At 42.0% G+C, this 14,290-nt stretch carries 10 protein-coding genes and 4 pseudogenes; 3 read left to right on the top strand and 11 right to left on the bottom strand.

Translation table 11 applies throughout. The features are described from left to right. Positions 1–196: 196 nt before the first annotated feature. Positions 197–1,096 carry a LysR family transcriptional regulator gene (locus tag BV455_RS11275; RefSeq protein ID WP_042409114.1) on the top strand — a complete coding sequence of 300 codons (900 nt, stop codon included), beginning with the start codon at positions 197–199 and terminating at the stop codon, positions 1,094–1,096. A 131-nt stretch (positions 1,097–1,227) separates the two neighbouring features. Further along, complete coding sequence (gene katA, locus BV455_RS11270) at positions 1,228–2,694, top strand: catalase KatA (protein ID WP_017434727.1); 1,467 nt, start codon at positions 1,228–1,230, stop codon at positions 2,692–2,694. Between the two features lie 237 nt (positions 2,695–2,931). Here katA and BV455_RS11265 read toward each other — a convergent pair. Continuing rightward, positions 2,932–4,104 (bottom strand): annotated as a pseudogene (locus BV455_RS11265) (RNase A-like domain-containing protein). A 364-nt stretch (positions 4,105–4,468) separates the two neighbouring features. Next, on the bottom strand, positions 4,469–5,023 hold the full coding sequence (locus tag BV455_RS11260; RefSeq protein WP_042412400.1) for a T6SS immunity protein Tdi1 domain-containing protein: 555 nt from the start codon (positions 5,021–5,023) through the stop codon (positions 4,469–4,471). Positions 5,024–5,177: 154 nt separating this feature from the next. On the opposite strand from BV455_RS11260, the pseudogene BV455_RS20810 reads away from it, so the two are divergent. Beyond that, a pseudogene (locus BV455_RS20810) lies at positions 5,178–6,366 on the top strand (ISL3 family transposase). A gap of 370 nt (positions 6,367–6,736) precedes the next feature. On the opposite strand, the gene BV455_RS11250 reads toward BV455_RS20810, so the two are convergent. The 9 genes and pseudogenes from BV455_RS11250 to BV455_RS11205 form a co-directional block, all read right to left on the bottom strand. Then, positions 6,737–7,972 (bottom strand): IS256 family transposase, encoded by a 1,236-nt coding sequence (locus BV455_RS11250; RefSeq protein ID WP_218687209.1) that lies wholly within the window; start codon positions 7,970–7,972, stop codon positions 6,737–6,739. A 278-nt stretch (positions 7,973–8,250) separates the two neighbouring features. Next, positions 8,251–8,646 (bottom strand): CDI toxin immunity protein, encoded by a 396-nt coding sequence (locus BV455_RS11245; protein WP_042412403.1) that lies wholly within the window; start codon positions 8,644–8,646, stop codon positions 8,251–8,253. A gap of 12 nt (positions 8,647–8,658) precedes the next feature. Further along, positions 8,659–9,534: pseudogene (locus BV455_RS20960) on the bottom strand (pre-toxin TG domain-containing protein); the annotation flags it as partial. 189 nt (positions 9,535–9,723) lie between these two features. Beyond that, positions 9,724–10,248: a hypothetical protein gene (locus tag BV455_RS11230; protein ID WP_081162520.1), complete on the bottom strand. Its 525-nt coding sequence runs from the start codon at positions 10,246–10,248 to the stop codon at positions 9,724–9,726. Between the two features lie 12 nt (positions 10,249–10,260). Continuing rightward, entirely contained in the window at positions 10,261–11,397 is a 1,137-nt protein-coding gene (locus BV455_RS20380; RefSeq protein ID WP_245005275.1) for a pre-toxin TG domain-containing protein, read from the bottom strand. Further along, a complete protein-coding gene (locus BV455_RS11220) occupies positions 11,394–11,708 on the bottom strand; it encodes a DUF5082 domain-containing protein (RefSeq protein ID WP_183363818.1) in 315 nt (104 codons plus the stop codon). The genes BV455_RS20380 and BV455_RS11220 overlap by 4 nt, the downstream gene beginning before the upstream one ends. 295 nt (positions 11,709–12,003) lie before the next feature. Further along, the gene (locus BV455_RS20955) at positions 12,004–12,162 is read right to left on the bottom strand and encodes a sortase domain-containing protein (RefSeq protein ID WP_409993899.1); all 159 of its coding nucleotides are present in this window, start codon (positions 12,160–12,162) and stop codon (positions 12,004–12,006) included. A 191-nt stretch (positions 12,163–12,353) separates the two neighbouring features. Further along, positions 12,354–13,510, bottom strand: a pseudogene (locus BV455_RS11210) (IS256 family transposase). A 280-nt stretch (positions 13,511–13,790) separates the two neighbouring features. Then, entirely contained in the window at positions 13,791–14,075 is a 285-nt protein-coding gene (locus BV455_RS11205; protein WP_042412460.1) for a hypothetical protein, read from the bottom strand. Between the last annotated feature and the right edge of the window lie 215 nt (positions 14,076–14,290).

The following is a 14,290-nucleotide window of genomic DNA, read 5'->3' as shown; positions in this document are numbered from 1 at the left end:
CTCCTACATTCTTTTTCCAAGTTCATGTATAATTGCAATAGTAAGCGCTTTCTAAACCGATCGGCTTGCCCACCTCTCTTTCTAATCGTATATTTCCTGAATCTTTGAAATTAATATAACATATGATTTCATATATGAAAAATATAAAAAATATTGCTTTGCCATATAAAAAATATATGTTAATGGGGGGAGAAAGATGGTCGATATCAGGCATTTAAAATATTTTACGACGATCGTCGAGGAAGGCCAAATTACAAAAGCGGCAAAAAAGCTGCATATGGCACAGCCTCCATTAAGCCAGCAGCTCAAACAGCTTGAGGAAACGTTAGGGGTTACATTATTGGACCGAAACGCAAAAAAGCTGGAGTTAACGCAGCCAGGAAAAATTTTATATGAAAAAGCAAAACAGCTGCTTCAGCAGTTAGAGGATGCCATTTTAGAAGTCCGCGAAATCGAAGCAGGAACAAATGGAGTGTTATCCATCGGCTGTGTCAAATCGTGCTTTTTCTATTTATCGGAAATCATTCAGCCTTTTCATCAGTCGTTTCCAAATGTGAAATTTCATCTGCGTGAAGGAGATAGTTTTTTTATCTGTGAGTTATTGAAGAAGCGGGAAATTGACATTGGGATCGTCCGTCTTCCTATTGATTCGTATCATTATGAAATGATTCGCTTGCCAAGCGACCCTTATGTCGCCGTCCTCCCGAAGCAATGGAACGTTTCTAGACGTTATATGCATATGAAAGAGTTTGTCGACGTTCCTCTCCTTCTTCTTCACCGCATCCAAGGAAAAGGACAATACGAACTCGTCATTCATGAATGCCGGCGCCACGGTTTCGAACCAAAAGTCATTTGCGAGTGCCCTGATGCGACGATTTTGCTTTCTCTCGTTTCCAAAGGGGTCGGCGCAACCATCGTCCCCAAATCGACCGTTTCTTTTTTCCGCCTTCCAGACATTTGCGTGCTTGATATCATCGATTCTTCCATTGAGGCAGAAGCAGCGGCAATCATTGAAAAAGATCGCTATGTTGCCAAAAGCGTTCATCACTTTTTAGCGATTTTGCAAGAAAAATTTAGTGACAAAATGGAAAATTAATATTTTATACTACTTATTTTCTTTTTAGTATATATATCTATTTAAAATAATTATAAAAAAGTATTGACTTTTGTTTGAGAAATGTTATCATTTATTGGTGAAAGGAAAATCGAACGGAGGGAGAATGAAGAATGGCAGAGCAAAAAAAACTGACGACCAGCTGGGGAGCTCCTGTCGGCGATAACCAAAACTCGATTACGGCCGGTTCTCCTGGCCCGACATTAATCCAAGACGTGCATCTTCTTGAAAAACTAGCACACTTCAATAGAGAGAGAATTCCAGAACGCGTCGTTCACGCGAAAGGCGCAGGTGCACACGGCTATTTTGAAGTAACAAACGATATGTCCAAATACACAAAAGCGAAAGTGTTTAACGGCGTCGGCAAACGCACGCCTGTGTTCGTCCGCTTCTCTACCGTCGCTGGCGAGCTTGGTTCCGCTGATACTGTCCGCGACCCGCGCGGCTTTGCTGTGAAATTTTATACCGAAGAAGGAAACTATGACATCGTCGGCAACAACACACCGATTTTCTTCATTCGTGATGCGATTAAATTTCCTGATTTTATCCATACGCAAAAACGCGATCCGCGCACCCATTTGAAAAACCCAACAGCGATGTGGGATTTCTGGTCCTTGTCACCAGAATCGCTGCACCAAGTAACGTATTTGTTCGGCGACCGCGGCATTCCGCTAACATACCGCCATATGAACGGCTACGGCAGCCATACGTTCAAATGGGTGAATAAAGACGGTGAAGCGGTTTGGGTGAAATATCATTTTAAAACCAATCAAGGCGTCAAAAACATGGACCCGGAACTAGCGGCAAAAATCGCCGGCGAAAATCCAGATTACCATACAGAAGATCTATTTAATGCGATTGAAAACGGCGATTATCCATCCTGGACATTATATGTGCAAATCATGCCTCTAGAAGACGCAAAAACATACCGTTTCAATCCATTTGATGTCACAAAAGTTTGGTCGCATAAAGATTATCCGTTAATCGAAGTCGGCCGCATGGTATTAAACCGCAATCCGGAAAACTACTTTGCCGAAGTCGAACAAGCAACATTCTCGCCTGGAAACCTAGTCCCTGGCGTAGAACCATCGCCGGATAAAATGCTGCAAGCGCGCTTGTTCGCCTATGCGGACGCACACCGCTACCGCGTCGGCGTCAACCATAACTTGCTGCCGATCAACCGTCCGCGTGTTGAAGTCAACAACTACCAACGCGATGGCTTTATGCGCTTTGACAATAACGGCGGCGGTTCCGTCTACTATGAACCGAACAGCTTTGGCGGGCCGACAGAAGTGCCGGAGCATAAAACAACGCCGTTCCCGGTATCCGGTTTGGCGGAAAGCGTGCCGTATGATGACGATGACCATTATACACAAGCCGGCGACTTGTACCGTCTCATGAGCGAAGAAGAAAAAGCCCGCTTAGTGAAAAACATCGTCGAATCGATGAAACAAGTCACGAAAGAAGAAATTAAATTGCGGCAAATCCGCCACTTCTATAAAGCCGATCCTGACTATGGCCGCCGCGTTGCCGAAGGGCTTGGCTTGCAAGTTCCGGATGACGTGACGACAAAGGCGTAATGCCGAGCAAAACGAAAGGATAGGTGCCAATGCTTTGGGCGCCTATCCTTTTTTATTATCTTTATCCAGTTCCTTGACCATCTTTAGATGTTCCAATACGGTCTTTGACATCGTTCAACGCATGCGATAAATAAGAAAATCTTGAAGGCATATACACTTGGGTTAAAATAACATTCAAGAAAATATTTAAAAAGTATCGTACTTCAGATCCTCGTTCAATGATATCACCCTCTATTTTTATTTAACAATAGGAAATGCAGTTAATATTCTGAATCCTAGCTCCTGTGTTGAATCCCTAATCAATACTACTCTAGAATTGGTTAGGTTATAAACGACATGTTTTTTATCTCTAAGAACCCCTTTTCCTATTGGATGATTGTGTGATACATCGAATATTTTTCTTCCCGTATCAGATTCATTTAGCCATTTCGCAATATCATCGGCATTCTTGCGCAAGTTTTCCTGAATAGCTTTAATGGCTATCTGCTTATTGGTAAACGTAGTAGCTGCTTCTGCATCTTCTTGAATGGCTCTTTTAATAAGTTCTTCGTTTGTTTTTGACACACGTCTATCTATAGTATGTCCGCCAGCAGCTTCCATCCTATCAAGAAAATCAACATCGATCTTCCGTATTAAATCTGGATCTGCTTTGCCTATACCCTTACTAGCTCCCGTTCTGCCGACGATATTCATCGTCGTTCCTTTTGTTCCCCTCTCGGCCCCGCTCATCCACATGCGGGATGTCGGACCGCCGACTCCTGCCAAGGCCGGCTGTGGTTCCATTAGGACAGAGCCAACATTTTCGGGAAGTTGCTCCCATTGCTGTTTGAACGAGCGGATCGTTGCATTGATGGGTCCTTTGATGACTTGGTGATAGATCGTTTGTAAGACCCCTTTGATTTTATTAACATTCAGGACGTTTTTCGTTTTCGAAATCCATTTCGAAACATCCGCTGTGGTTCCGGCCGCTTTCACTCCTTTAATCCCCACTTTACCGGCGATGCCTGCTCCTTTGACCGGAGGAACAAAAGAAGCCAATAACATTCCTCCCGCAACCAAGCAGTCCCATCCTGAAATCCGTTCTCCGGTGATAGGGTCGTATTCTCCAAACAATCGCTGCACATCATACCAGCCACTAAGCTCCAGACCAAATTCTTTCATGTTGTCAGCGAGCGTTTGGTCTGCCTGTCTGATGACCGCAGCTGTTCGATACAGTAATTCCTCCGCTTCATTTAGCTTTTCTTCATTACGGTCGAGCTAATGAATCAGATCATCTCTGAGACTATCGATCGCATCAGTGCTAATGCCGGGAATCTTCATCACCAACGATGGAAATTCCCACGAAAGCGAGGTCCGAGCACGACAGCAGGCGTCTTCCGCATCAGGGACATGCTCGGCTACAGCTTCCAGCTCTTACGGATTGACTCGAATCGTCGTCATTGCAGCTCCTCTATCTTTCGCTAAATTTAGGTAATTTCCTTTCTCATTTCATAAAAAAGAGTACCTGCACAGGATAAATATGAAGATTGGCGCGATTTCAGAAAACAGCCCCAAAAAATCTGAAAAAAGATAACGAAATTAATATGCTAATTTACAATTAGGGTTATATTTTGTTAGTAACGAAGAAAGTGGCTTATTCGGCACTGGGTATCCTCCGCCAAAAAAGAAACCTTGAAAGGCATAAAACCCATCAAGGCTGAAAATAGAAGTAATCTAATAACTAATGATAATGTTTTGCTGAATATTGATTGACCAAGTTAAGAGATTCTAATACTTATTCTATAGGTCCCATAAATTGGGTGATTAAATAAATATGCTCAATCAGTTTAACCTTTTTCAAGTTCTCTACTTTTTCTGGCCCACCTAATCCAAGAAGAGGTACATAGCCAAAACATTCATCAAACTCTGGTTCCCCATATCTCCTAACCGCCTCTGGATAAGGAAACCAATTTAATTCCTCATCTAAAAAGGCCTCATCGTTGAAATCCTCAAAGAAAAAATCAAATCCAGCTGAAATAACATGTACCTCATTTTTTCTAAAATTCAACAGGTTTAAATATCTGCCCTTTTCCCAAACGATTATATCTCCCATTGATGTAGCGAACAACGGAATGGCTTCTTGATATCGTATATATACGTCTTCTAAAAGATCTTGAAATTTATCAGGGTTCACTATTTTTAGATAACCTTGTAATACACTACCAAAACCGTATTGTTTCCAAATATCAACAACTTCTGCAGGAATTCTCTCTTTATACTTCTCAACTGTTGATATGGGGACTTTCTCTTCTAATTTAAAATGATTAAATATATTTTGTGCATCTCCCATTAATAAGTCACCTCAATATTTTAGTTTGATATTTTTAATTTAATATTTAAGGTTCATCACCAAATTTTGTGATTTAGTGGCAAAAAAGAGAAAGCACTAACGAGATCCTGGCAATAATGTTAGCAGTGAAATAAACATTAAGGAGGTCTCGTAAGTGCTTTCTATACCACTAGGATTGCCAGAATTTAAAGTTATTAAACAAGAACTTCTTTCCTATGGTTATGCGATTCATGTAGAGAAAACAGAGACACAGGAACGTTGCCCTCATTGTGGGTTTTCCACTTCCTCTGTCCACGACAGACGGACAAGAAAAGTACGGGATTTGGCGATTTTCCATCAGCCGGTGTACTTGTTCGTAAAGTTCGTAAAGGTAAAGCGCTATCGGTGCTGGAATTGTTCCCAAGTGTTTTCCGCCTCTTTGGAATCGATTCAACCCAATCAACACTACACCAATCGATTTTGTGAGTACTTGTATGAACTTTGTGAAGGCTCCACCATTCAAGAGGTTAGCCGAAAGCACCGTATTCCATATACGACATTGGAGCGCATCTATTACTTCATTGCATCGAAAAAAGCAAAAGAGCGTCAAACAGCGATAGAAGCATCTTCTCAAGAAGAGATGGTGCTTAATCGCTGTAAAAAAGGGACATCAGTATGAAACCGTATTGATGGATGCCAAAGCCGGATCGGTCATGGGAATGCATGCTGATCGCCAATGTGATTCCGCCATCAACTTGTTGAGCCAAAATGTCCTGTCGAAAGAAATGGTCCAAACGGTGATTCTTGACATGTGGGAACCTTATCATAAGGCGGTTCGTGCCCTGTTTCCATCTGCTTCGATTGTCATCGATAAGTACCATGTGGTTCAAAAAGTGATACAAGTCTTAGATCAAGCAAGAAAGGAATTTTCTCCATTGAAAAAGGCTCGATATCTTCTCTTAAAAGGCTGTGAAAAGCTTCGTAAGGACCAACGGCTTCGATTAGACGATATCTTGGAGAAGTATCCGGTACTTTCCATTGCTTATTATCTGAAAGAGTTGTTTCGGGCTTTTTACCGAACCGATGGATATAACGAAGCAAAGGAACGCTTGGAAGAATGGATTAAGTTAGCCAAACAGAGCCCTTTTGCTTCTTTTCAGGAAGCAGCCAACACTCTTGAAAGGTGGAAGGAGCCTATTCTTTCCTACTTTTTGTGCCCATATACGAATGCCCGAATCGAGGGGACGAATCACAAGATCAAAAACATCAAACGCCGGGCATATAGCTATCGAAATCTAGAACGGTTTCGTTTGCGTGTATTTCTGGAGTGTACAGGGAACACTACAGGTAGTCAGGCTGCTTAAGCGCTCCCTTCTTCCGCTATCGGTATGATAGTTGGTAGAATGGAACCCGTCAAGGAAAGCACTTGACTGTTTCCATTCTACCAACTTCATGGTCTGTATGCGGAAGAAGGATCCTGATTAATGAACCTATTTCATCCAGCTAACATATTTCTAGGATTGGTCAAGTCCAAATTATTGTGTAAATTCCCCTTTGATAGACAACATGGACCTGATGACTTGACGTATGGTAGGTAAGACCGGCAAGTCTCCCTGCCGGTCGCCTTCCCGGACAAATGATCATGTTGTCAAGGAACAGGCGTGTCAAGGAACTTTCGCGGCATATCCTCGCTTCGCTCCGGTATTCCACGTTCTCCTTGACACGGCGTAGAGGTTATCCCACTTTCTTGATCGCCGAAGCCTCCTGATTCACCGATCGGACTCCTTGCTCTTTCGTTTTCCGCCACTGCCAATATTCAGCCATATCCAAGTATTTGCGCCCTGACATCCATTTTTCATCGATTTCGATCAACACGGCACCAACGAGGCGATACACCGATTCCCGGTTCGGAAAGATGCGGATGACCCGTTCTCTGCGGCGAATTTCTTCGTTCAGCCGTTCCACTCCGTTGGTCGTGCGCAGACGCCGACGATAACGGTCCGGATAGTCCAATACGGCGGTGGCTTCTTCGAATCCCTCTTCGAGGATTTGCATGGCTTTTGGGGCTTTTTCTTCCCATTTGGCCAGCACTTGTTCCAATAACAGCCGGGCCGTTTGCTTATTTGGAGCATGAAGAATCCCACGAATCTCCTCGAGCAAGGCATCCTGCATATACTTTGGTGCGGCATCGAGGATATTGCGAATAAAATGTGTCTGGCATCGTTGCCATGTAGCGCCTTGGAAATGCTTTTCAATGGCTTGCACCAGCCCACCGTGCTGATCCGAGATGATCAAGTCCACTCCCCGGAGTCCCCGGTCTTTCAGCCATCCGAAGAACTCGCTCCAGCTGGACTCCGATTCACTGTTTCCGATTTGCAGGCCAAGAATTTCCCGATATCCTTCCTCATTCACTCCTGTAGCGATCAACACGGCTCTAGAGCGTACTCGTCCATCCTCCCGGACTTTCGTATAAATAGCATCTACTAGCACAAACGGATACACGTGTTCATGAAGGGAACGGTAATTCCAGTCTTGGATAATCGGATCCAGTCCCTTGCACAGTGAGGAGACCGTGGACTTGGAAAACGAAGTGCCGCATAATTCCTCCGTGATTTGAGTGATTTTTCGGGTAGACACCCCGTTTACCACCATTTCCATTAGTGCCAGTACCAGTGCTTGTTCGCTCCGTTGATACCGTTGGAACAGTTCCGTAGAGAACTCCCCATCTCTTGTCCGTGGAACGCGCAAGGTCAACCGTCCCACCCGGGTCGTCAGCTGGCGTGGATACGAACCGTTTCGATAGCCTTTTCGTTCTTCCGTTCGTTCATAACGGCGAGCTCCCAGCTGTTCTTCTACTTGTGCCTCGAGGATTTGATTGAGGACTTGTTCCAATAGCTTAGCTAATCCCTCATCTCTGGTGAATAACCCGTGCAAAAGTTCATCATTTAGGGTAATATGATATTGAGCCATGGTTGCATTCCTCCTTATGTTTGGTGTTTTTGGTCCACTGTTTATTCTACCAAAGGGGAAGCAACATGGCTCTTTTTCTATTTCCCTTTTTACACAATTATATGGACTTAACTTCTAGGATTGAGTAGAAATCACAGAAAATGGTGAAGACCCAAATGTTATTTATTGTATATATGATTGTTACAGTGTATATAAAATAATTCGAGATATGCTAAAAAAATACCTCAAAAGAGATTTAATATCTCCTTTGAGGCTCTATATTACCATATTACAAGTTTCTATCTTATACCAACCCACACTTCCCCTTCATGATATATTTCTATTACATATCCTGAAGTTGGCGAAAAGATCCAAGTATCAAAACTAACCGCCGTAACATCATCAATAACTTCTAAAACCTTTTTTAAATCAGACTTGATAATGGGCAAAGTCCCCTCGTCCCAAATTATATAGACAACTGGATCAAAATTTTGGTAACAATTTTCTAGATAAGCTATTATATCATCTACAGTATTTACATTTTCTTTTTTACTAACCTTGTCCCAATCAATACGCCCCCATTCAGCAAATGGAAAAGAGCTTTCCAAAGCATCAAGAACTTTCTCTTTTTCACTATTCATTAAAATTTCAGCATCTTCACCTAAGGCTTCAATACATTCATCTAATAAAGTCATTCAAATTCACCCTTATCTATTCAAGTGTTTTAAATAAGCTTTAAAAGTACTTTCATTACCTTCAAAAGGTATTACATATTTTTTAGCTTTAAGCCCTTTACCCTCACGAAAATCTTCTACATTAATATGTGGCCCTTTATTAGGGTCGTAGTCTAATCTCCATCTAACCTTTCCATCAGCAGATTGCCTACCCACAACTTTTCCGTACCCTGCACTAGATTTAAGAGTACCTATATATGGCTTTGAATTTGGACCTAAATCCCCTACTAATTTAAGTGCTTTATTTCTAGCTTGTTCATACGTTCTTACCTTATCAAGTATTTGTTCACCTTTGCCAATACCCTTGCCAATCACCTGATCCCTCGTTCTGCCGACGATATTCATCATTGTTCCTTTGGCTTCCCTCTCAGCCCCGCTCACCCACATGCGGGATGTCGGGCCACCGACTCCTGCCAAGGCCGGCTCCGGCCCCATCAGGACAGAACCAACATTTTTAAAAAAGTTATCCAATTGCTGTTTGAACGAGCGGATCGTTGCGGTGATAGGCCCTTTGATGACCTGGTGATAGATCGTTTGTAAAGCCCCTTTGATTTTATCAACATTCAGGACGTTTTTCGTTTTCGAAATCCATTTCGAAACATCCGCTGCTGTTTCTGCCGCTTTCAATCCTTTGATCCCTGCTTTGCCGGCGATGCCTGCTCCTTTGGCTGGAGGAATGACGGACAACAATAACATTCCCCCCGCTAGCAGGCGGTCTCCAAATGAAAGCCGTTCCCCTGTCACCGGATCATATTCCCCAAACACCCGCTGCACATCATACCAGCCAAGAAGCTCCAAACCGAATTCTTTCATGTTATCGGCAAGCGTTTGGTCTGCCTGTCGCATTGCTCGAAAGTTTTTTATTCATGCTATATCTGTTCTAGTAATTAAACCCTGTTTTTCATCTACTAACTAGCATGCAAAAAAGGCTTATTCCTTCTAAAATGGTAAATGGGAATAAGCCTACAAAATTTATCTGGTGAGTTTGTTTAGCTGGTAAGTGTATGGATTCCGCTTGGAAGATAGAAACACGCTAATCTATTGATTCAAAAGAGTTCTTCTCAAAGTTTTTATCTTCTCTATTTCATATTCATAATTACACTTCTTTTTGAAACACTTCTCCATACTTTGAAAAAAGTCATCGGCCCCCCGCAATAAAGCCTCAACCAACTCTCTTTTCGGCAATACAACTTTTATATGGTCATTCGCCTCTATTTCATAAAGCACTAAATCTTCAGATATTGAGTTTATTTGGAGCTTGACAGGTTGATCTGGAAAGTAAGTCTCGCCTTTTCCTGTACGTAACAAACTCTCAAGGACATTTAATATATACACCCATAATTGATCAACTAAATCCCATAATGTAACATCAAGCAAAATTTGTTCACCATATTTGAATAGAATTGCCCCACTTAAATATTCAAAATCCAATAATTCTTCGATATTCAATAATTCTCTAGTATCAGTAATTGGCACGAAATAACTTTCAATATTATTCTTCAAAAGTGATAGGTCATTTATTTTTTTATCTGGTCTACAAATGAAAGTATTTACATAAAACAATTTTCTCACCTACTATTCAAGTGGATAAAATTGACCAACTCGTCCTCTGTTAAAACCAACTACATATTCTATTCCATTATAGGTTCCTTTTATTTGATAACTAAAGGTCGTTCCATTTTTCAATAGGGTATCTCGATTTTGCATTATAATAGTTTCTATAGCATTCACTATCTCATCAATGGACATATCTTTCCTTAGAAAAGTCTGTTTTGCTTTTATTGACCCATCCCAATACTCAGGATGATGCCTTTCAAGAATGTGCTTCATTCCTCGTTTATCTAGCAGGAATGTTTGATTCCCAACTACAAATTTTTTGCTTTGGAAATTAGCGAGTACGTTTACTACCTTACTAGGTTCAGCTTTCACCATCCCTTCAATAACTTCGTCAGATTTTTTAATCATGAAATGTCTAAACGTGTTAGTGGCTTCTTCCGCGGTCTCCCGCACCCCTGCCCTAGATACCGGCCCTATCCCGGCAAATGCCGGCTGCAGTTGGACAGATCGAACGCTGTCAAGAAGATCGTCCCATTTCTTTTTGAACGAACGGATCGTTTGGGTAATCGGTGCCTTTACGACTTGGTGGTATACCGCTTGAAGGGCAGGCACGATTTTATCATAGCGGAGAACATGTCTCGTTTGCGAGACCAATTTGGAAACATCCACCGCTGTTTCCGCCGCTTTCAATCCTTTGATCCCTGCTTTGCCGGCGATGCCTGCTCCTTTGGCTGGAGGAATGACGGTCAATAATAGCATTCCCCCCGCTAGCAGGCGGTCTCCTGCTGTAATCCGTTCTCCGGTGATTGGATCGTATTCTCCAAACAATCGCTGCACATCATACCAGCCAAGAAGCTCCAAACCGAATTCTTTCATGTTGTCCGCAAGCGTTTGGTCTGCCTGTCTTATTGCCGCGGCCGTCCGGTACAGCAGTTCTTCCGCTTCATTCAGCTTTTCTTCATAGCGGTCGAGCCAATGAATCAGCTCATCTTTGAGCTCATGGATGACATCAGAACCGAGGCCGGTAATCTCTATCACTAAAGAGGGTAGTTCCCAGGAAAGCGAGGTCCGCGCACGACAGCAGGCGTCTTCCGCGTCAGGGACATGCTCGGCTACGGCTTCCAGCTCTTCTGGCTTGATTCGTATCGTCGTCATTGCAGCTCCTCTATCTTTCGCCGAAGGCGGGCGATTTCCCTGCTTATTTCATGCAAAAGATCATCTGCGGTCGCATAAATGCGTGCCCCAATTTGCCGCAAGTCCCCGTATACCAATTCATACGCTTCCCTCGACTCTCCCTGCCAATACGGAACATACTCCTCGTTTGCACGATAAAAGGCATGAGTGCCTTGATGAAACTCCTCTATCGCTTCTTTGACTTGCCCCTGATAGGACTCGAGGCAATCGATCATCGTCCCGTAGGCCCAACGTTCCAATTCTTTTTCGGTGGATTCCCATAAAGACGACACGTTGATTTCCTCCCCCCATTTACACACTATTTAAATGGTAACATAAGTAAAATAAGGATAAATCATGATATATTCCTGTTTTGCCAAATGGCAATCAGGACTTTTTCCTTATCTTTTTAGAATGTAGGGAGCATATTGCATCTTAATATCGAAATTGTGATTGCCTGTTTTTTGAAGATTGACCACAGGTACCGAATACAATGTGAAACCATCTTTTGCAAATGTAGAACAGTCACATGAATGTGTGAAGCAAATAGTAATAATTAATTCGGACGGTGACAGGCATACATCCCCATTAAAATTTATCCCGTCCATCCTTTATTTGTTCTGTCTCCAGTTCAGTAAAAACAATCAGCCTCTGTTTATCTGAGTATTTGGGATGACACGTAACTAACGTAACCATGGACTTATTCTTAATTGGATAAATTACATCAATTTCGGTAGGCTTTACAATTTTCTTATTAAAGACCTTATAGGTGAGGGTACCGTCAAGAATTTTGTGTAATATAATGGGAGTTAGGGTTTCTCTGAAATGGATTTAGAATGAATAGGGAACTAGTTTCCTCCACACAGGAGACTCTGAATATTCAAGTCTCCTGTGTGGAAAGGGTGAATCCCCTTATTTTGTTTATTTACAATATATGGTTAATTGTAACGTTCTTCAAACATTCGCTCGAGGGCTTCATACGCTTCGGCAAATCCTCGTAACTTTCGTCCTGCCCATTTCTCATTAAAGTCTTGGATGGTCAAATACCACGACTTTTTCCGCGGCTTCTAAACTGCTCAAACTGTTCATCGGCTTTAGACGTTTCCGAATCTCCTTGATCGTTCGTTCAATGGCATTCGTCGTGTAAATCACACTTCGAATACTGCTTGGATAATCCATAAATGTAAGGAGGACATCCAACTCATTGGCCCAAGATTGGACTTCTCTTGGGTACTTGCTGGACCATTTTGACTCAAACTGCCGAAACATCTCCAGTGCAATTTTTTATTCGGAGATCGATAAATGAGTTTCAGATCCTCCGCCATTTCGAACTGATCTTTTTTCCGAACACGACGGAGGGTGTTGCGGACTCTGTGAACGACACAACGCTGCACATGGGCTTTCGGATAAACCGCCTTAAAGGCCTCCTCCAATCCCGGTAATCCATCGAATACGCCCAGAAGCACTTCCTGGACGCCTCTTTGGTAGAGGCCTTGAAGAATTTCCTCTGCCATACATAGGCGCTTTCTTGTCCTCCCACAAAGAAATCAAGAATTTCGCGATATCCTTCTTCATTCACCCCTAACACCATATAAATGACTTCTTTCTCCACGGTTTCACGACGAAATTTTACGTATAAACCATCCAAATATAAGACCGAATATCGCTTGGGTAGGGGACGTGTATGCCATTTCACAATGTCTTCCTTTACCACATCCGTGATATGACTAATCGTTGTTGGGGAGTAGGCATTTCCTAGAATTCGTTCGATAAACTTGCCAATTTCACGCGTACTCATGCCACTTTGATACATCTTAATGATTGCTTCCTCGAGCCAGCCGGTGTGGCGTTGGTAAGGGGCAAACAGTTGCGTTTGAAATTCTCCGTTTCGGCCTCTTGGGACCAAAAGACCTTCAATCCGGCCATATTGCGTATCTAGATTTCGTTGATAGTAGCCGTTTCTCATATTCGACGTTCCAGCCTGTTCTATTTCGAGGAAATTTTTTATTTCTTCACGCATAGTCAGCTCTAATTTTTCCTTTATAAACTGGCGAATCGCACTTTCCAGTTGATGAGCCCAGTCTACATTCGATATACTTTTAGACTAGGTAGGGTTCTCCTTTCTCTGGAATGTTTTGGTCCAAATCAGAGAATACCCTACCTTTTTTCTTTTGATCTAGCAAAATGCTTTACACAAAATTTTATACATCATCACGTGTCCGTTTTCTTGACATAATACCAGGTATTTTTCAATGAGTAGCTTGGCTCAATTTCACTTTACTTTATAAAATCTTTATTTTAAACAACAATTCGTTTTAAATATAAAGAAAACCTTGAAGGCATATAGCCTATCAAGGTCTTTGTTTTAAATCAAGTTACCTCCATCTCCAATTTATTTCCCCGTCTTCATACACAGCCGGCAAATAAATTCCTCTTTTATTTTGATGATCATCCACAATAAACCAATTATCATCTTTCAACCATTCTTCATTATATTCACTTTCTTTAAAATCATTTTCTTCACTCGTAAGAGCCTTAAAAAAATCTTTAAACTTTACTATATTTTGATTAGGTATAAGTTTACCACACATCCACATGCCTTCAGTGTTGATATCTTGTATTTCACCCAGACATTCATCTTGGAAATATAATAAAAACATAATATACTCACTCCTTAGGAGAAATTTTTATGAATTTGCTAGGTATTTCTCCTCTTATCAAATATTCATTGTCTTGTGCGGCCCAATTTAACGCTCTCTTTTTCCAAAAATCAGAAGAAAATTTGTCTCTCTCAATGAATTTCCGAATTTGCTTCGGGAATAAAATGGACGCATTTTCCATTTTTCCTGATCAAATCGCTTTTCTCCAAGCAGAA

Source organism: Parageobacillus caldoxylosilyticus (assembly GCF_019272935.1).
GTDB lineage: Bacteria > Bacillota > Bacilli > Bacillales > Anoxybacillaceae > Saccharococcus > Saccharococcus caldoxylosilyticus.
The sequence above is the reverse complement of the archived record's forward strand: the minus strand, read 5'-3'. Positions and strand labels throughout refer to the sequence as shown.

Excerpts from the sequence above, each read along its gene's own strand:
- BV455_RS11275 (WP_042409114.1), top strand. The coding sequence starts at position 197 with ATGGTCGATATCAGGCATTTAAAATATTTTACGACGATCGTCGAGGAA.
- katA (WP_017434727.1), top strand. The coding sequence starts at position 1,228 with ATGGCAGAGCAAAAAAAACTGACGACCAGCTGGGGAGCTCCTGTCGGC.
- BV455_RS11260 (WP_042412400.1), bottom strand. The coding sequence starts at position 5,023 with ATGGGAGATGCACAAAATATATTTAATCATTTTAAATTAGAAGAGAAA.
- BV455_RS11250 (WP_218687209.1), bottom strand. The coding sequence starts at position 7,972 with ATGGCTCAATATCATATTACCCTAAATGATGAACTTTTGCACGGGTTA.
- BV455_RS11245 (WP_042412403.1), bottom strand. The coding sequence starts at position 8,646 with ATGACTTTATTAGATGAATGTATTGAAGCCTTAGGTGAAGATGCTGAA.
- BV455_RS20380 (WP_245005275.1), bottom strand. The coding sequence starts at position 11,397 with ATGACGACGATACGAATCAAGCCAGAAGAGCTGGAAGCCGTAGCCGAG.
- BV455_RS11205 (WP_042412460.1), bottom strand. The coding sequence starts at position 14,075 with ATGTTTTTATTATATTTCCAAGATGAATGTCTGGGTGAAATACAAGAT.